This window comes from Glaesserella sp., from assembly GCF_041814905.1.
GTDB lineage: Bacteria > Pseudomonadota > Gammaproteobacteria > Enterobacterales > Pasteurellaceae > Glaesserella.
The window spans coordinates 24,939-41,969 of sequence record NZ_JBGXYA010000047.1; the positions used below are offsets into that span (position 1 = coordinate 24,939).

The window sequence follows — 17,031 nt, forward strand, 5'->3', positions numbered from 1 at the left end:
TTATTTCCCTCTTTTACTGAACCAGTCACGGAAGCTTTCGCCTTCTGCGCTCGGTAAATCGCGTGCTTTTGTCCATTCGGCGATAGCGCCGACTTGAATCGGTGCTTTGCCGTTTTTGATAAACTTACCGGCAACCTTCGCCCCGATATTCACCCCGACTTTCCAAACCGTCGGATGGGCGTTTGCAAAGTTAAAACCAAAAATCGATAAACGCTCTGCCGTTGGTGTCATACCGTTTTGGGCAATATGTTCACGGTGTTTGAGAATAAGCTGAGCTAACGGGATTTTTACAGGGCAAACCGAGTTACAAGCGGTACAGAGAGAACAAGCATACGGAAGCTCTTTAAATTCTTCGTAACCACCTAATAACGGAGAAATCACTGAACCAATAGGCCCCGGATAGATAGAGCCATAGCCGTGGCCACCGATTTGACGATAAGCCGGACATGTGTTCAAACAAGCTCCACAGCGAATACAGCGTAGAACGTCTTTGAATTCACTTTCTAAAATTTTTGAACGTCCGTTATCCACAATCACCAAATGGAATTCTTCAGGACCATCCGTCTCACCCGCTAAACGCGGACCAGTTAACCAAGTATTGTAAGCTGTGAGTTTTGCACCGACCGCACTACGTGCAAGCATTGTGATTAGCACATCAACTTCTTGGAAAGTCGGTGCCAAGCGCTCCATCCCCATCACGGCAATATGCGTTTTTGGAACCGTTGTCGCTAAACGAAGGTTACCTTCGTTAGTGACCAAACAGACAGAACCGGTTTCCGCCACGGCAAAATTACAGCCGCTGATGCCGATATCCGCTTCTAAGAAATCCTGACGAATGACTTTGCGCACAAAAGCCGTCATCTCTTCCGGCGTTTCCGAACCGTTGTAACCAAGCTGTTCATGTAACTCTTTACGAATTTGGTGACGATCTTTATGAATCGCCGGCACAACAATATGGGATGGTTTATCGCCAACGATTTGTAATAAATATTCGCCCAAATCGGTTTCAACGACTTTAATCCCTTCTTTTTCAAGAACATCATTTAAACCGATTTCTTCGGTGACCATCGATTTGGATTTAACAATCTTCTTCGCCTGCTTTGCTAAAGCAATTTTACGGATATAATCCGTCGCTTCTTCGGCAGTTTCGGCAAAATAGACTTTTCCACCGTTTTGGCTCACTTTTTCACTGAGTTGATAGAGATAAGCATCCAAATTGGCAAGTACATGATTACGGATTTGCTTCGCCAAATCGCGCCATTCTTCCCAATGTCCAAGTTCATCGACCATTTTTTGACGATTTGCACCGATAGTTTCTTGTGCTTTGACTACCGCTTTACGCATTATTTCATTGTGAATCTGATTGTCGACACGGACTTTAAAGGCGAGATTACTGGTTTTTAACGACATCTTATTTGCCCTCCTGCATCAAAACTTCGGCAATGTGCATCACTTTGATGTTTTTGCCTTCACGGCTTAAACGACCGCCGATATTGATTAAACAGCTTACATCCGCGCCGATTAAATATTCCGGCTCGACTTCACTTAAATGTTGTACTTTCTCTTTGACCATTTCACCTGAGATTTCCGCCATTTTAACGGAGAAAGTACCGCCGAATCCGCAACAAGTTTGCTGATTATGAATCGGTAACAATTCTAAACCTTTAACATTCTGTAATAGAGTGAGCGGTTCGTTTACAATGCCCAATTTACGAAACAAACTGCAAGAAGGGTGATAGACTGCCTTGCCGGTAAGTTGAGCGCCGACATTGGTTACACCTAATTTATTAACAATAAAATCCGTTAAATCATGGAAACGGTTAGCTACTTTACGCGCACGTTCCGCCCATTGCATTTCTCCGAAACGCTCAAAATGTTCCGGATATGTTTTAATCGCATAAACACAAGAACCTGCCGGCGCCACGATTGGATAATCATTTACTTCAAAGGTTTCCACTAAATTTTTCATACCGGCAAGCGCCTGCTTAGTATAACCGCTGTTAATCGCCGGCTGCCCGCAGCACCCCTGTTTTTCTAAAAAAGTAATCTTGCAGCCGAGTTTTTCTAACAGCAGCACACTATTTTTAGCTACCCCTGATTTGACAATATCACCGATACAGGTGACATAAAAATTCACATTCATAGTAACTCCAACTCAAATAATGGTTTGAAAAATAATCCATAAAGATGAAATGAAAACAAGCGGTATGATTTTGCAAATTTTTTACAAAAACCGACCGCTTGTCTCCTACAAAAGATTAAAGTGTGTATAACATTGGAATAACAAAGATTCCGACAATGGCCGCAATAATGCCATAAATCATCATCGGCACCACCGTTTTCTTCATTATTTCACCTTCTTTATTTTGAATGTTCAATACTGAGTTTACCGCCACGATATTGTTGATACAAACCATATTCCCCATTGCGCCACCGGCAGATTGTAACGCCAGAATCAGGCTTGCGGATAATCCCGTTGCTTGAGCTGTTGATAATTGAACACTACCGAAAGTTAAGTTGGATACAGTGTTAGAACCGGAGAAGAAGGCACCGACAGCACCTAAATACGAAGCAAAGATTGTCCAATATTCACCGGTTGCGGCGGCAAAACTTTTACCAATAATTTTCACCATGGAATCCTCACCGCCGACAAGCATTAAGTTAACCATAATTAATGCACCGATTAAGGCAAAGAACGGCTTTTGGGTTTGTTGTACACTGCTTGAGAATACTGTTTTCACTTTTCCTGCAGATACCGCAAAGATTGGCACACAAATTAATACGGTGACCACAAACGGAATGAGTGCCGGAACATAAAGCAATTTATAACCTGCGCTAACCGACGTGCCGAAAATCTCTTTTAAACTGAAGATTAAACCATGACTGATATCAAAAATACCTAATTCACCTAATTTTACGCTAACCCAAGAAGTTGCATTATTCATCATCGCTTTGAACGGTAATTGTTGTATACGGGTAATAATTAAAATCGCGATTAATAAACCACTAGGTAATAACGCTTTCAATACTTCGGCTTTCGTGACTGCATTGCTATCCAAAGTATTTTCAACTTTTGCCAAGCCTACACCTTTATTTGCAAAGAAAATGGAAAGCAATAAACCCATTGCGCCCCCCACTAATGACGGGAATTCATAGTTTACCTGTGCAAGTAACAGATAAGGCAACACACAAGAGAAGATACTGATATAAATAAAGACAATGTTCTGACGAATCTCTTTACCGCTTACGACAAAACGTAACGCCATTACAGGGATGACAAATGCCGCAAAAGCGTGAATTAATGCCGTCATTGAACCGATTTCAAGGATTTGTTCTTCACCCAATTGTAGAGGTCCTAAACCAAACCAAGTCGGCGTACCAACTGCACCGAAAGAAACCGGCACAGAGTTCATCACCAATGCAAGCATTGCGACTTTAATCGGATTGAAACCTAAACCGACCAAAATCGGGGCAGCAATGGCAGCAGGCGTACCAAAGCCGCTCGCGCCTTCAATCATAAACGCAAATGCCCAACCGATAATCATCAACTGCGCTATCGGATTCGGGTTAATGTTCCCCAACCATTTGCGTAACGTATTCGTTGCACCGGAAACTTCCGAAAAACGATTAAATAAAATGGCGCCGAAAATAACGGTAATCGGTGTTAAAACAGAAATCAGTGCAGACACAATATTCGCGCTGACTAAATTGAAATCCGTACCGAAATAAAAGAGTTGAATAACCAAGACTAATGCTGCGATAAGCGGAAGAGCAATGTAAGAAGGTAGTGCATTGCGTTTTACCATTAAATAGATCAGTAAAACAATAGGAAAAATACTAAGAAATAAAGCCATGAGGCACCTCAAAAACAGAATAAAAGACTAAGATTGCCAAATCAGGAGCGAATTTTATTCTTATTTTTGTCAGAAAACAGCAGATTGTTACATTTTTGTGAACTTTATCACACAAATGTGAATTACTCGGCTAAAAATGGAGCACAAAAGACTTTTTTTACTCCAAAACAGTATATAAAACAAGCATAGCCATAAAATGGGCTATGCCTGTTTTTACTTAGTTAACACCATAAACCGACAACGGTAGGGATTTTTATCGTCAATTTCCGAATAATGTTCGGATGTGATTTTCCAAAGGTTTTCATCAAATTCAAAGAACGTATCGCCTTCAATCTCAGCCTGAATTTCCGTTAAATAAAGTTTATCCGCCATCGGTAACGCTTGTTTAAATAGCTCTCCCCCACCGATAATCATCAGTTCATGACTATTTGCAAAATTTTGCGCCAAACCGACCGCTTGTTGTAAATTTGTAGCCGAATAAGCACCTTCAACTGCAAAACCGCGACGAGACAAAATAATGTTCGGGCGTTTCGGTAATAAACGACCAATGGATTCGTAGGTTTTTCTCCCCATAATCACAGGCTTACCTAACGTATTTTCTCGAAACCACGCTAAATCCACCGGCAAATGCCACGGCATTTGATTGTCTTTTCCAATCACTTTGTTTAAGGTTCGCGCTACAATTAAACTAATTTTCATCTTCTGCGTCTCTTACTTTGAAATAAGGGGAATTTTAACAGATAATAGCCGCCAATTTCCGTTTATTTTAATGTAAAAAGCCATGTCAAAAACTATCGTTGTCAAATTAGGGACAAGCACCCTTACTCACGGTTCAAAAAGTTTGAGCCGTCCGCATATGTTGGAAATCGTCAAACAGGTTGCACAATTACACCAACAAGGTCATCGTATGATTATTGTCACATCCGGAGCCGTTGCTGCCGGGCGTGATTATTTAGGACACCGCGAATTACCCAAAAATCTTGCGTCTAAACAGTTGCTGGCGGCGGTCGGTCAAAGCCAGTTGATCCAAGTATGGGAAAGTTTGTTCTCAATTTACAATATTAAAATCGGGCAAATGTTACTCACCCGTGCGGATATTGAGAACAAAGATCACTTTTTGAATGCGCGCGATACTTTAAATGCCTTGCTTGACCAACAAATTATTCCAATCATCAATGAAAACGATGCAGTCGCCACCGCAGAATTTCGTATCGGGGATAATGACAATTTGTCTGCTCTCGTCGCGATTCTTGCTCAAGCGGAACAATTAATATTACTGACCGATCAACAAGGTCTATTCGACAGCGATCCGCGCTCAAATCCAGATGCCCGCTTGCTTACCGTGGTGGAAAAAATCACACCTGAAATTCGCCAAATGGCAGGAGGCAGCGGCACAACGCTCGGGACCGGCGGTATGAGTACCAAAATTACTGCTGCGGATATTGCAACGCGTTCCGGTGTAGAAACATTAATTGCTTCCGGCGATCGCAAAAATGTCATTTTCGAACTTGTTCAAGGGGAACCTATCGGTACCCGTTTCTTAGCACAAAGCGATAAAGTAGAAGGACGTAAACGTTGGTTATTTGGTGCACCGCCTGCCGGTTCAATTTATATCGATCAAGGTGCGGAAAATGCGTTATTAATTCAACATAAATCGTTATTACCTGCCGGAATCAGCCGTGTTGAAGGTCAATTTGCACGAGGTGAAGTCATTAAAATCTTCAATCTTAACGGTAAAGTGCTTGCATTAGGCATTGCCCGCTATAACAGTGAAGCGCTTGATTTATTGAAAGGGAAAAAATCCGGTGAGATTGAAGCGATTTTAGGTTATGAATTTGGTTCTGTTGCTCTTCACCGTGATGAAATGGTTATCTACTAATAGGAATCGTAATGGACATTGAACTCGGGTTACATATTTTAGCCGTTTTATTTGTTGCTGCTTTTGTCGCCGGCTTTATTGATGCGATTGCCGGTGGCGGTGGCTTAATAACCATTCCGGCACTGCTCTCTGTCGGTATTCCGCCGGCAATGGCGCTCGGTACTAATAAACTTCAAGCGTGCGGAGGCTCTTTTTCGGCTTCGCTCTACTTCATTCGCAGAAAAGCTGTTGATTTAAAAGCGACTTGGTTACTGATTTTATTCACCTTTATCGGTGCTTCTCTCGGCACCATTTTTGTACAGCTGATCGATGTTAATGCGCTCAAAACGTTATTACCGTTTTTTGTATTGATTATTGGTATCTATTTTTTATTTAGTCCGACAATCGGTGAAGAAGATCGCCGTCAACGAATTAGCTATCCGTTGTTTGCTTTCACTGCTGCAGCAGGAATCGGCTTTTACGACGGAATGTTCGGTCCGGCAACCGGCTCATTTTTAACCCTCGCCTTCGTATTATTCCTTGGTTTTAACTTATCCAAAGGGGTTGCCCACGCAAAAGTATTAAATTTTACGTCTAACTTCGCTTCATTAATCTTTTTTATTTTAGGCGGAGCAGTGTTATGGAAAATCGGTTTTGTGATGATGGTCGGTCAATTTATCGGTGGTAACTTGGGTGCCAGAATGGTCGTCACTAAAGGTAAACAAATTATTCGCCCGCTCATTGTGACGATGTCATTTATTATGGTGGCAAAAATGTTATGGGATCAGGGCTATTTTTCTTTTTTAGGTTAACCTATGAATAAACAAAAACGTATCGAAATTTTAACACGGCTACGGGATGAAAATCCTCATCCGACAACAGAACTACAATACAACACACCATTTGAATTATTAATTGCAGTCATTTTATCCGCTCAGACAACGGATGTCGGGGTAAACAAAGCCACGGCTAAGCTTTATCCTGTAGCCAATACTCCGCAAGCGATTTTGGATTTGGGTTTGGCCGGTTTGAAGGAATACATAAAAACGATTGGTTTATACAACAGCAAGGCGGAAAATATCATCAAAACCTGTCGTGATTTGATTGAAAAGCATAACGGCGAAGTACCACAAACTCGCGAAGAATTAGAAGCATTAGCCGGTGTCGGGCGTAAAACAGCCAATGTCGTATTGAATACCGCCTTTGGTCAACCGACTATTGCTGTGGATACGCATATTTTCCGCGTTTCTAACCGTACCAATTTTGCACCGGGTAAAGATGTGGTGAAAGTGGAGGAAAAATTACTCAAAGTTGTTCCGGATGAATTTAAAGTGGATGTACATCACTGGCTGATTCTGCATGGTCGCTACACCTGTATCGCACGTAAACCGCGCTGCGGTTCTTGTGTTATTGAAGATTTGTGCGAATATAAACAAAAAACCGATATTTGAGGTTAATGAATGATAGGTAAGTTTTTAGCCGTTTGGAAAATGTTTCCGATCCAATTATATGCAACGTCGCTTACCTATTACAGCTTAATTGCCCTCGTTCCATTATTGGCATTTTGGCTCGGATTACTCGAATTTCTTTATATTGATGATCTTTTCCATGTGGTAATGCACGGTTTTCTTGATCCAATGGGTAAAATCGGCGATACGGTCGGTAGTACCTTATTTGATTTTGTACATAATACTCACGCCGGTATTGCCCGCCAATTTACTCTCGCTTTCTTCTTTTTCAGTATTTTTATTTTGGTTTATAAAATCGATATCACCTTAAATAAACTTTGGCAAGTTCCTGTTCGTTTAGATTGGCGGTTCCTAAAAGTTTGGGGAGGATTTTTCCTATTTATCTGCCTTTGTTCCGCATTGTTGTTTGCGATTAAAAGCTTTCCTCTCTTTTTACAAAATATTGTCAGTTATTTGTTCAGTTTTTTAATGATCAGCGGTTTATTTAAATTTATTCCGCGTGTTCCTATCGGAGCGTTCTCTGCAATGACCGGGGCATTATTTTGTCTGATTGCTTGGTTTCCTATCAGCCGTCTGTTCCATACCCTAATTTATTGGAACGACACCTATTCACTCGTATTCCATGATTTCGTCGGAATTATGATTATGCTATTTTGGATCAATACGCTATGGCTGCTACTGCTTTCCGGTATGCTGATTTGCCGTATAATGCAACTTCGTTAACGGTACAAGCGGTCTGTTTTGGCAAAAAATTTGCAAATTTCTAAAAACAAAACGGTACGAAACCGAAATTTCGTACCGTTACTTTGTTACCAGATAGTGTTATTTCTTACGTTCTATCCATTTCCCATTTTGGTAATCTACAATCCATTTAGTCGCTTTGCCGTCTTTTTCCGAAGTCACATATTGACGTTTTTCCTTACGGCTAAAACGAATAATCGCATCATTACCGTCCGGGTCTTTTTGCGGTGCCTCTGCAAGATATTTTAATTTTTCCGGCAAGCGATCTCGATAAAGAGCCAATTCCGCCACTTTCGGCGCACGGGTTTCACGTGATTTCGGGAAATTATGGGCGGACATAAATACGCCGCTTGCACCATCACGCAGAACAAAGTATGCGTCGGATTTTTCGCATTTTAATTCAGGGAAAGCAACAGGTTCTTCACGTGGCGGAGCTACTTCACCGCTTTTCAGAATCTTACGGGTATTATCACAGTTGGTACATCCCATATATTTTCCGAAACGCCCGAGTTTGAGATGCATATCCGCACCGCATTTATCACATTCAACAATAGGACCGTCATATCCCTTAATTTTAAATGCCCCTTGTTCAATCACATAACCGTCACAATTCGGGTTATTACCACAAATATGGATTTTACGTTGCGGATCGATAACATAGCTATCCATAGCAGTATCACATTTCGGACAACGCTTACGTTTTAATAATGCATTGGTTTCCGAGTCATCATCCAATACATTTAATAATTCCGCTTCCGGAATCAGATTAATCGTTGTTTTGCAACGCTCTTTCGGAGGTAAAGCATAACCTGTACAGCCTAAAAAAACACCGGTACTCGCTGTGCGGATTGCCATTTTACGACCGCAAGTCGGACAGTCAATATCCGTTTCGACCAGATTATTCGGGCGCATACCGCCTTCTAATTCATCCAGCTCTGCCTGAGTTAATTTTTCGGAGAAGTCACCGAAAAAGCGATTAAGCTCCTGCTTCCAATTACTATTACCGGATGCTATTTGGTCAAGCGTATCTTCCATATTGGCGGTAAAATCATAGTTCATGAGATCGCTAAAAGATTCATTTAAACGGTCGGTTACGATCTCTCCCATTTTTTCCGCATAAAAACGACGATTTTCCACTCGCACATAACCGCGTTCCTGAATGGTTGAAATAATCGCTGCATAGGTAGATGGCCTGCCAATACCTCGTTTTTCAAGCTCTTTAACCAAAGCCGCCTCGCTATAACGTGCCGGTGGTTTGGTGAAGTGCTGACTTGGCACAATTTCATGAAGTGTTAAGGTTTCATTTAAACTCACCTGCGGAAGTTCCTGATCTTCTGCAGTTTTACCTTGAATCGGCAATACTTTAGTCCAACCGTCAAAACGTAACACACGCCCTTTGGTTTTTAATTCATAATCACCTGCAGTAACGGTTAAAGCCGTGGAATCGTACTCTGCCGCCGTCATCTGGCATGCCAAAAATTGGCGCCAAATCAAGTCATATAAGCGTTCGGCATCTTTTTCCATGCCTTTTAAATCGCCCATTTTTACTTGAATATCCGAAGGGCGAATCGCTTCATGCGCTTCTTGCGCTTTTTCTTTGCTGGCGTAGAAGTTTGGTTTGCTCGGTAAATACGGTGTCCCGAACTGCTTTTCAATATAACTGCGCGCCATATTTAACGCATCTTGGCTTAAATTCGTCGAATCGGTACGCATATACGTAATGTAGCCCGCCTCATACAGACGCTGTGCTAACATCATTGTTTTCTTCACGCTGAACCCTAAACGAGTGCTTGCCGATTGTTGTAAGGTTGAAGTAATAAACGGAGGTTTCGCTTTTGATGATGTCGGTTTTTTATCGACTTCAGTAACGATAAAGCTCGCATTTTGTAGTTCGTTAACCGCTTTTTCTGCCTGTTTTTGATTTTTTGCTGAGAATTTTTTGCCTTTAGCATGAGTCAGCTCTAAATTAAGCTCACCTTGTTTTGCACCGGTTTTGGCGAGAATCTGCCAAAACTCTTCGGGTTGAAAGGCTTTGATTTCTCGTTCACGCTCAACCAACAATTTTACTGCAACGGACTGTACACGACCGGCGGACAAACCTCGCGCTACTTTTTTCCATAATAACGGCGAAACCATAAAGCCGACAACACGATCTAAAAAACGGCGGGTTTGTTGGGCATTTACTCTATCCATATTCAGTTGTTCGGGCTTATCAAATGCTGCTTTAATTGCATTTTTAGTAATTTCGTTAAATACCACCCTGCTGAAACGTTTATCATCTCCGCCAATTACTTCGCGTAAATGCCATGCAATCGCCTCCCCTTCTCTATCCAAGTCGGTGGCAAGATAAATATGGTCGGCTTTTTTGGCAAGGGATTTCAATTCTGAAACCACTTTTTCTTTGCCCGGTAGAATTTGATAATTGGCTTGCCAATCGTGATAAGGATCAACCCCCATCCGTTTAACCAACGCATTGCGCTCTTTTTCGGATTTAATCGATGCTTTTTGCTCTGCTGTCATGCCTTTGGTTGAAACAATTTTAGCCTTTTCAGCGGTTTCACTTTTCTCTCCACCGCTTGTCGGTAAATCACGAATATGACCGACACTCGATTTCACTACAAAATCACTGCCTAAATATTTATTAATTGTTTTAGCTTTGGCTGGTGACTCGACAATAACTAATGATTTTCCCATTTAACTACCCAGATTAATAATAATGTAAAAAATATGATGAAAATTATTTCTTTTAAGTTGATAATTAGCTTGTTTTCACACAAAATGCTGGAGACAATAGCAAGGCTTTTTCTAAAATACAATACATAAAAAGATAAAATGGACAAACTAAACGCAATTAACCTATTTTGCCGAGTCGTTGAAACGCAAAGTTTTACCCAAGCGGCGCAACAAGAACAGATGTCGCTTGCCATGGCAAGTAAATTAGTCGCGCAACTTGAAGAATATCTAAACGTACGTCTATTACAACGTACGACACGAAAAATCACACCGACCGAAGCCGGTTTGATGTTCTATCAGCGCTGCCTCCCGATCCTTAATGAACTCAAAGATGCGGAAGCCTGCGTCACCGACATTACTTCCACTTTGCAAGGCAAATTAACGATGTCTGTGCCAATGGATTTCGGCTCCCGTTTTATTGCTCCGCATCTAGGGAAATTCATGGAAACTTACCCACACCTGCAATTGAACATTGAATTTAACGATCGTCGTGTTGATGTGGTATCGGAAGGCTATGATTTAGTGCTGCGTATCGGTAAATTGGAAGACAGCTCAATTGTGGCAAAACGTATCGGGCAAGCAAACCATTTAGTTGTCGCCTCACCGCATTACTTAGAAAAATACGGCACACCACAAACTGCGCTAGAGTTAGAGCAACATCAATGCTTACTTTATGCTTCTGCTCTACAATGGCAATTTAATGAAAACGGACGAATAGTGAAATTTAAACCGGAAGGTACGGTAAACAGTAATAACGGCTATGCATTGGTGCAGATGGCAAAAGCAGGGCTTGGCGTGATCAATATTCCGAAATTTCTGATTAAAGACGAATTATCGTCGGGTGAATTGGTTCCGATTTTGCGTCATTTGGATCAAGAGCCGCTGGATATCAGCTTGCTCTACCCTCATCGTCGCTATTTATCTCCGAAAGTCAAAGTTGCCATTGCCTTTTTCGAACAGCTAATGAAGGAGCAAAAGGTTTTTATATAAACCACGGCTTTTCTCATCCACCTAAAATAGAGTGACTAATTTGCAGCCCAAAAATCGGGCGAATAGCTGATCATAAAGGTGCAGATTTTATAAAAGAGGATGGCTGCCTACTGACTTAACGTCACCGGCAGCATAAGTGTATCCAACACAAAACTTAAAGGTAAATCAACCACTGCCAATACACTGAAAAAACCGCCGTCTTGAATGGCGTGAAAATCTTTTGAGACACCGGCATAAGCCGTATAATCATTTTCCATTAAGCTCAAAATCGTACCGCAACCGGATAGGTTGAGCAGTACAAAAAGTAGAAATCCGAGCTTACAAGCGGTCTGTTTCATTTAAAAATCTCCAAATTACGCGACATTCTACCGAATTTCTACAAAAAATCCCCCATTTTTCGACAAAATGTTTTATATTACAACCTTTGTTTTTAATAATAACAGCTTAAGGGAATCTCTATGCAAACTTACAACATTGCCGTATTAAGCGGCGACGGTATCGGCCCTGAAATTATGGCTCAAGCGATCAGAGTGCTTGATGTTGTGCAACAAAAATTCGGATTTAAACTGAATTACCACCATCATGATGTCGGTGGTATCGCTATCGATAACCACGGTAAAGCACTACCGGACAGCACGTTAAAAGGCTGTGAAGCCGCCGATGCCATTTTATTCGGCTCGGTGGGCGGCCCGAAATGGGAACATTTGCCACCGAATGAACAACCGGAACGTGGTGCATTGTTACCTTTACGTAAACATTTTGCGCTGTTCTGCAATCTTCGTCCTGCGACGCTCTACAAAGGATTGGAGCAGTTCTGTCCGTTACGTGCAGATATTGCGGCAAGAGGTTTTGATATGGTAACCGTACGTGAATTAACCGGCGGCATCTACTTTGGTCAACCGAAAGGTCGTGAGGGTGAAGGCGCAAATGAAAAAGCCTTTGATACCGAAGTTTATCATCGTTACGAAATTGAGCGTATTGCAAAAGTTGCATTTGAAACCGCGATGAAACGCACTAAACACGTAACCTCCGTGGATAAAGCGAATGTATTAATGAGTTCAATTTTATGGCGTGAAACGGTCAATGAAGTCGCCAAACAGTACCCGGAAGTGAAGCTCGATCATATCTATATTGATAATGCAACCATGCAACTCATCAAACAACCTGATTTTTTTGACGTACTACTCTGCTCGAATATTTTCGGGGACATTATTTCTGACGAATGTGCGATGATTACCGGTTCTATGGGGATGTTGCCATCTGCAAGTTTAAATGAAAAAGGTTTCGGTTTATACGAACCTGCAGGCGGCTCGGCACCGGATATCGCAGGCAAAAACATTGCGAATCCGATTGCACAAATCCTCTCCGCCGCCATGATGCTACGTTATAGCTTCGGCTTAGAAAATGCGGCAAAAGCAATTGAAAATGCCGTACAAGCCGTTCTGGCGCAAGGTTATCGTACCGCAGATCTTGCCGATCAATCCGCACCGCTCTCGACGAGTGAAATGGGTGATTTAATCGCAAAAAATATTTAAGCCGACAAGCGCTCGGTTTTAGCCCGAAATTTGCAAATTTTTGTGTGTTTCCGACCGCTTGTAAAAAACAAAAACCGTTGAAAATCAACGGTTTTTCTATTTATCACTTATTATTCGAAGAGCCCGAAGTCTGAGCTTTAACCCTGGCGACTTCTTCATCGCGTAATACACGGCGGAGAATTTTACCGATATTGCTTTTCGGCAGCTCGTCTCGGAATTCAATATCGCGCGGGATTTTATAGCCGGTTAAATGCTGGCGACAATGATTGCGCAGCTCTTCGCGCGTCAAACTTTCATCTTTTTTGGTGACGTACACTTTAATACTTTCACCGGTTACCTCATTCGGAAGCCCGACTACCACCACTTCATTCACTTTCGGATGTAAGGCGACAACATCTTCAATTTCATTCGGATAAACGTTAAAACCGGAGACGATAATCATGTCCTTTTTACGATCGACGATGCGTAAATTGAAATCTTTCCCCATCTCCACAATATCGCCTGTCGCCATCCAGCCATCTTTAATCACATCTGCAGTATCTTTAGGACGTTGCCAATAACCTTGCATGACTTGTGGACCTTTTACCCAAAGTTCTCCGCGTTTATCTAAGCCTAATTCGTTACCGGCATCATCAACGATTCGAATATCCGTATTCGGTACCGGTACGCCGATAGAACCGGAATATTCGGTTGAATCGTTACGAGTTGCGGAGATTAGAGGAGAACATTCGGTCATGCCGTAACCTTCGATAATATGATTACCGGTCGTTTTATGCCAACGATCCGCTACCGATCGCTGAATCGCCGCACCTCCGCCAATGGATAATTTCAGACTGGAAAAATCCACTTCTTTGAGCATTTCATTATTCAGTAACGCATTGAACAATGTATTTACACCGGTGATCGCCATTACCGGATATTTTTTCAGTTCTTTGATAAAGCTTGGAATATCACGCGGATTGGTGATCAATAACGCAGTTAGTCCCAGCTCAATAAATAACAGACAGTTTGTGGTTAATGCAAAAATATGATAAAGCGGCAATGCTATCACGCCAATACGTTCACCACTGCCTTTAGCAAGCGGCTCCGCAACCCATTTCGCCTGTAAAATATTCGCTACTACATTGCGATGTGCCAGCATTGCTCCCTTCGCCACACCGGTTGTACCGCCGGTATATTGTAAAAAAGCGAGATCATCTTTGGTAATCATCGGTTTAACGTATTGGCGTTGTTTACCGATACTCAATGCCTCACGAAAACTCACTGCGTGCGGAAGCTTGTATTTCGGCACCAGTTTTTTTACGTATTTCACCACGAAATTAACTAAGGTCCGTTTGCCGAAAGAAAGTTGATCCCCCATGCGGGTCAAAATAACGTGCTTTACGGAAGTATTAAACACGACTTTTTCTAACGTTGCGGCAAAATTTGAAACTACCACAATCGCTTTTGCACCGCTATCGTTTAATTGATGTTCCAGCTCACGCGGAGTATAAAGCGGATTAACGTTCACCACGACCAAACCGGCGCGTAGCGCACCAAATAACGCGATCGGATATTGTAATAAATTCGGCATCATCAATGCGATACGTTCGCCCTTTTCCATCCGCAACTCATTTTGTAAATAAGCGGCAAAAGCACGGCTGCGTTCTTCCAATTTACGGTAAGTTAAAATCTGTCCCATATTAATATAGGCGGGGATATCAGGATGGTGATTAACGGCTTTTTCAAACATTTCAACCAGTGATTCGTATTTCTCAACATTAATAACCCGCTCGGCAGCTTGAGGATAATTATCAAACCAAATTTTTTCCATAGAAATCTCCCTTAAACTTTACGTAAAAAAACAGGGGTGAATGCCGTCTGTTCTTTCCGATCCATTCTTCTTTTTATTAACATAAATGCGGAGGCTGTACTGGCAACAATGCCTAACGCCACCCACAATTCACTTTCAATCCACTGTGATAAAATAAGTGCGGAGGCAATCACAACCATCAATGGCAGGCAATAGAGCCAAAATACACTGATTAGCACGCTTTTCTCTGCCAAACCAATCTCTACGATATCCCCTTCACTCAAAGGTTGCTCTACCGCTAATTCAAATTGTGGTGCCACTTTTTCACCGGCAAGTGCTGATAATGATTTGGTACCGCAAGTCGCTTGACCGGAACAACCTCCGCAACCTGCTTTAGCTTGACATTGCACTGTTGCCCAACCGTTTCGATAACGGAGTACCGTCGCTCGTTCAATCATCATTGTTCGCGCTCCTCTGCAGAAACAGAATGACGAAGCTCTTGCACGATATGACGCGCAGTCACTAACGGAATTTCACCGACAATAACAATATCTTTATCATCAATGGTTTGACTATAAATACTCATTTTTCCTTCCCGCCAAAACTGTTCGTTAAAAACGATTCCACGGTTTTCAACCACATACACCGTGAAAGTAAATAGACCATCGCTATACAACTGACTCTCAATATGTTCATTACTCATTAGCATCTCAGATAAACTTTGCCTACCCGAAGCTAATGCCTTAAACCCTCTTGGTAACCAAGTCGGCATCCATTCCAGTTGATTTGACATATCATTCTCTTTATGTGTGATCAATGCCGGTAAAATTAACGAACTAATCGGCTCAACAATATATAAGAGTTGCTCGTCAACCGTACTTTGAATCACTCGGAACTGCTCCAACACATTGTTGTCCCGATCGGTTAAATTGCTTTTCAGCAACAAATAATTTTCTTCATCAATCCAAAGTGTATATTGATAGCGAAAATCGTCTACTGCCACAATACGAATTACTCGCGCAATCCGATTCGCAATGCGTTCACGCCCGGCATCGATAAAATGATAGCCCTCTAACTGATTAAAATTGCTATACAACACCGAAGGCAAATTGTCCAAAATATAGCGGCTTGGTAAGCTAAAAGGTTGAAAATCGCCAAAATAACTCACAATATCATCACGTAAAATGATCTCTTCACGGGAACCGTCCAACACCAATAATTGTGCGAATTTTTTGCCATTCCAATAAGCATGGCGATAACGTAGAGATTCCGTGGTTTCCCCATGTTGTAAAATATAAAACTGTTCGTAATTCAGTGTTTGATGCGCTTTCGTCATCTCATTAAGATACGCCAACGGATTTTGTAATTGTTCTGCCCGGGCAAAAAACGAAAGAAACATCATCACGAAAAAGTAGATAAATGGAAGTTTCTTCATTATTTTCATTCTGTTAATACAAGCGGTGCGATTGTAACAAATTTTTACAAGAATCGACTACATTCCTTACTAAAAAGCGCTTTCAGAGCTGTAAAAAATACAAAAACTGCTTGAACCTCAATCGATTCAAGCAGTTCCGAATTTGTAAATTTTTTCAGAAAACCGACCGCTTGTTCACGCTACCAGCAGCTATAGCAGAAAGTACCGAAACCGAAACGCCATCTGAAATCGTTATCGTAATAATTGCGCATAGATTGAAGCTCTTCTTGTGCCTTGTGATTTTGCCACGCTAAATGATAACAAGCTTGAAATACCGGATTATTGACTTTTTCCGCATAGCGTTGATTAAATCTCCGCTCTTCTTCAGCAGTACGGCTGAGCGGCGGATTATACTGTTCATGAATCAGTTCTGCCGTTTCAGGATCACACTGTTTGGCTAATTGAACTTGCAACTCTTGCTCGGCGCGAATCCGCTTTGCCTCACGTTCTGCTTTTTGTTCAGGCGTTAATGCACAAGCCGTTAATAAAATACCTGAAATCAGGCAAGTGACTTTTAAGACGTTCATCATTTCACCTCGTTAATTTTTGCAAAATATCTGCGATCTTGGGGAGATCGCTGGCTAC

At 41.8% G+C, this 17,031-nt stretch carries 16 protein-coding genes; 6 read left to right on the forward strand and 10 right to left on the reverse strand.

Translation table 11 applies throughout. From position 1 onward, the window contains the following. The 4 genes from ACEYJ7_RS07095 to ACEYJ7_RS07110 all read right to left on the reverse strand — a co-directional run bounded on the left by ACEYJ7_RS07095 (position 1) and on the right by ACEYJ7_RS07110 (position 4,553). Complete coding sequence (locus tag ACEYJ7_RS07095) at positions 1–1,410, reverse strand: LutB/LldF family L-lactate oxidation iron-sulfur protein (protein ID WP_373778377.1); 1,410 nt, start codon at positions 1,408–1,410, stop codon at positions 1–3. A gap of 1 nt (position 1,411) precedes the next feature. Further along, positions 1,412–2,143: a (Fe-S)-binding protein gene (locus ACEYJ7_RS07100; RefSeq protein ID WP_373778378.1), complete on the reverse strand. Its 732-nt coding sequence runs from the start codon at positions 2,141–2,143 to the stop codon at positions 1,412–1,414. 115 nt (positions 2,144–2,258) lie between these two features. Further along, the gene (locus ACEYJ7_RS07105; protein ID WP_373778379.1) at positions 2,259–3,854 is read right to left on the reverse strand and encodes an L-lactate permease; all 1,596 of its coding nucleotides are present in this window, start codon (positions 3,852–3,854) and stop codon (positions 2,259–2,261) included. A gap of 213 nt (positions 3,855–4,067) precedes the next feature. After that, on the reverse strand, positions 4,068–4,553 hold the full coding sequence (locus ACEYJ7_RS07110) for a dihydrofolate reductase (RefSeq protein WP_373778380.1): 486 nt from the start codon (positions 4,551–4,553) through the stop codon (positions 4,068–4,070). An 82-nt stretch (positions 4,554–4,635) separates the two neighbouring features. Between ACEYJ7_RS07110 and proB the strand changes: the two genes are divergently transcribed. From proB to ACEYJ7_RS07130, 4 genes are read left to right on the forward strand one after another with little or no spacing between them, the layout of a single operon-like run. Beyond that, a complete protein-coding gene (gene proB, locus ACEYJ7_RS07115; protein ID WP_373778381.1) occupies positions 4,636–5,733 on the forward strand; it encodes a glutamate 5-kinase in 1,098 nt (365 codons plus the stop codon). Positions 5,734–5,744: 11 nt separating this feature from the next. Next, positions 5,745–6,524 (forward strand): TSUP family transporter, encoded by a 780-nt coding sequence (locus ACEYJ7_RS07120; protein ID WP_373778382.1) that lies wholly within the window; start codon positions 5,745–5,747, stop codon positions 6,522–6,524. A gap of 3 nt (positions 6,525–6,527) precedes the next feature. Next, positions 6,528–7,163 (forward strand): endonuclease III, encoded by a 636-nt coding sequence (gene nth, locus ACEYJ7_RS07125; RefSeq protein ID WP_373778383.1) that lies wholly within the window; start codon positions 6,528–6,530, stop codon positions 7,161–7,163. A 9-nt stretch (positions 7,164–7,172) separates the two neighbouring features. Continuing rightward, entirely contained in the window at positions 7,173–7,904 is a 732-nt protein-coding gene (locus ACEYJ7_RS07130) for a YhjD/YihY/BrkB family envelope integrity protein (protein WP_373778384.1), read from the forward strand. 99 nt (positions 7,905–8,003) lie between these two features. On the opposite strand, the gene topA is transcribed toward ACEYJ7_RS07130, so the two are convergent. Next, the gene (gene topA / locus ACEYJ7_RS07135) at positions 8,004–10,616 is read right to left on the reverse strand and encodes a type I DNA topoisomerase (RefSeq protein ID WP_373778385.1); all 2,613 of its coding nucleotides are present in this window, start codon (positions 10,614–10,616) and stop codon (positions 8,004–8,006) included. A gap of 138 nt (positions 10,617–10,754) precedes the next feature. On the opposite strand from topA, the gene ACEYJ7_RS07140 reads away from it, so the two are divergent. Beyond that, complete coding sequence (locus ACEYJ7_RS07140) at positions 10,755–11,645, forward strand: LysR family transcriptional regulator (RefSeq protein ID WP_373778386.1); 891 nt, start codon at positions 10,755–10,757, stop codon at positions 11,643–11,645. A 107-nt stretch (positions 11,646–11,752) separates the two neighbouring features. Here the strand turns inward: ACEYJ7_RS07140 and ACEYJ7_RS07145 are convergent, their stop codons facing one another. Beyond that, on the reverse strand, positions 11,753–11,983 hold the full coding sequence (locus ACEYJ7_RS07145; RefSeq protein ID WP_373778387.1) for a YceK/YidQ family lipoprotein: 231 nt from the start codon (positions 11,981–11,983) through the stop codon (positions 11,753–11,755). 120 nt (positions 11,984–12,103) lie between these two features. On the opposite strand from ACEYJ7_RS07145, the gene leuB reads away from it, so the two are divergent. Then, the gene (gene leuB, locus ACEYJ7_RS07150; protein WP_373778388.1) at positions 12,104–13,180 is read left to right on the forward strand and encodes a 3-isopropylmalate dehydrogenase; all 1,077 of its coding nucleotides are present in this window, start codon (positions 12,104–12,106) and stop codon (positions 13,178–13,180) included. Positions 13,181–13,283: 103 nt separating this feature from the next. Here the strand turns inward: leuB and fadD are convergent, their stop codons facing one another. The 4 genes from fadD to ACEYJ7_RS07170 form a co-directional block, all read right to left on the reverse strand. After that, a complete protein-coding gene (gene fadD, locus ACEYJ7_RS07155) occupies positions 13,284–14,993 on the reverse strand; it encodes a long-chain-fatty-acid--CoA ligase FadD (RefSeq protein WP_373778389.1) in 1,710 nt (569 codons plus the stop codon). Between the two features lie 11 nt (positions 14,994–15,004). Continuing rightward, on the reverse strand, positions 15,005–15,433 hold the full coding sequence (locus ACEYJ7_RS07160; RefSeq protein ID WP_373778390.1) for a SoxR reducing system RseC family protein: 429 nt from the start codon (positions 15,431–15,433) through the stop codon (positions 15,005–15,007). Beyond that, entirely contained in the window at positions 15,430–16,407 is a 978-nt protein-coding gene (locus ACEYJ7_RS07165; RefSeq protein WP_373778391.1) for a MucB/RseB C-terminal domain-containing protein, read from the reverse strand. The genes ACEYJ7_RS07160 and ACEYJ7_RS07165 overlap by 4 nt, the downstream gene beginning before the upstream one ends. A 179-nt stretch (positions 16,408–16,586) precedes the next feature. Beyond that, positions 16,587–16,973 (reverse strand): hypothetical protein, encoded by a 387-nt coding sequence (locus ACEYJ7_RS07170; protein ID WP_373778411.1) that lies wholly within the window; start codon positions 16,971–16,973, stop codon positions 16,587–16,589. Positions 16,974–17,031: the final 58 nt, after the last annotated feature.

Coding starts and splice junctions, on each gene's coding strand:
- ACEYJ7_RS07095 (WP_373778377.1), bottom strand. CDS start 1,410: ATGTCGTTAAAAACCAGTAATCTCGCCTTTAAAGTCCGTGTCGACAAT.
- ACEYJ7_RS07100 (WP_373778378.1), bottom strand. CDS start 2,143: ATGAATGTGAATTTTTATGTCACCTGTATCGGTGATATTGTCAAATCA.
- ACEYJ7_RS07105 (WP_373778379.1), bottom strand. CDS start 3,854: ATGGCTTTATTTCTTAGTATTTTTCCTATTGTTTTACTGATCTATTTA.
- ACEYJ7_RS07110 (WP_373778380.1), bottom strand. CDS start 4,553: ATGAAAATTAGTTTAATTGTAGCGCGAACCTTAAACAAAGTGATTGGA.
- proB (WP_373778381.1), top strand. CDS start 4,636: ATGTCAAAAACTATCGTTGTCAAATTAGGGACAAGCACCCTTACTCAC.
- ACEYJ7_RS07120 (WP_373778382.1), top strand. CDS start 5,745: ATGGACATTGAACTCGGGTTACATATTTTAGCCGTTTTATTTGTTGCT.
- nth (WP_373778383.1), top strand. CDS start 6,528: ATGAATAAACAAAAACGTATCGAAATTTTAACACGGCTACGGGATGAA.
- ACEYJ7_RS07130 (WP_373778384.1), top strand. CDS start 7,173: ATGATAGGTAAGTTTTTAGCCGTTTGGAAAATGTTTCCGATCCAATTA.
- topA (WP_373778385.1), bottom strand. CDS start 10,616: ATGGGAAAATCATTAGTTATTGTCGAGTCACCAGCCAAAGCTAAAACA.
- ACEYJ7_RS07140 (WP_373778386.1), top strand. CDS start 10,755: ATGGACAAACTAAACGCAATTAACCTATTTTGCCGAGTCGTTGAAACG.
- ACEYJ7_RS07145 (WP_373778387.1), bottom strand. CDS start 11,983: ATGAAACAGACCGCTTGTAAGCTCGGATTTCTACTTTTTGTACTGCTC.
- leuB (WP_373778388.1), top strand. CDS start 12,104: ATGCAAACTTACAACATTGCCGTATTAAGCGGCGACGGTATCGGCCCT.
- fadD (WP_373778389.1), bottom strand. CDS start 14,993: ATGGAAAAAATTTGGTTTGATAATTATCCTCAAGCTGCCGAGCGGGTT.
- ACEYJ7_RS07160 (WP_373778390.1), bottom strand. CDS start 15,433: ATGATGATTGAACGAGCGACGGTACTCCGTTATCGAAACGGTTGGGCA.
- ACEYJ7_RS07165 (WP_373778391.1), bottom strand. CDS start 16,407: ATGAAGAAACTTCCATTTATCTACTTTTTCGTGATGATGTTTCTTTCG.
- ACEYJ7_RS07170 (WP_373778411.1), bottom strand. CDS start 16,973: ATGAACGTCTTAAAAGTCACTTGCCTGATTTCAGGTATTTTATTAACG.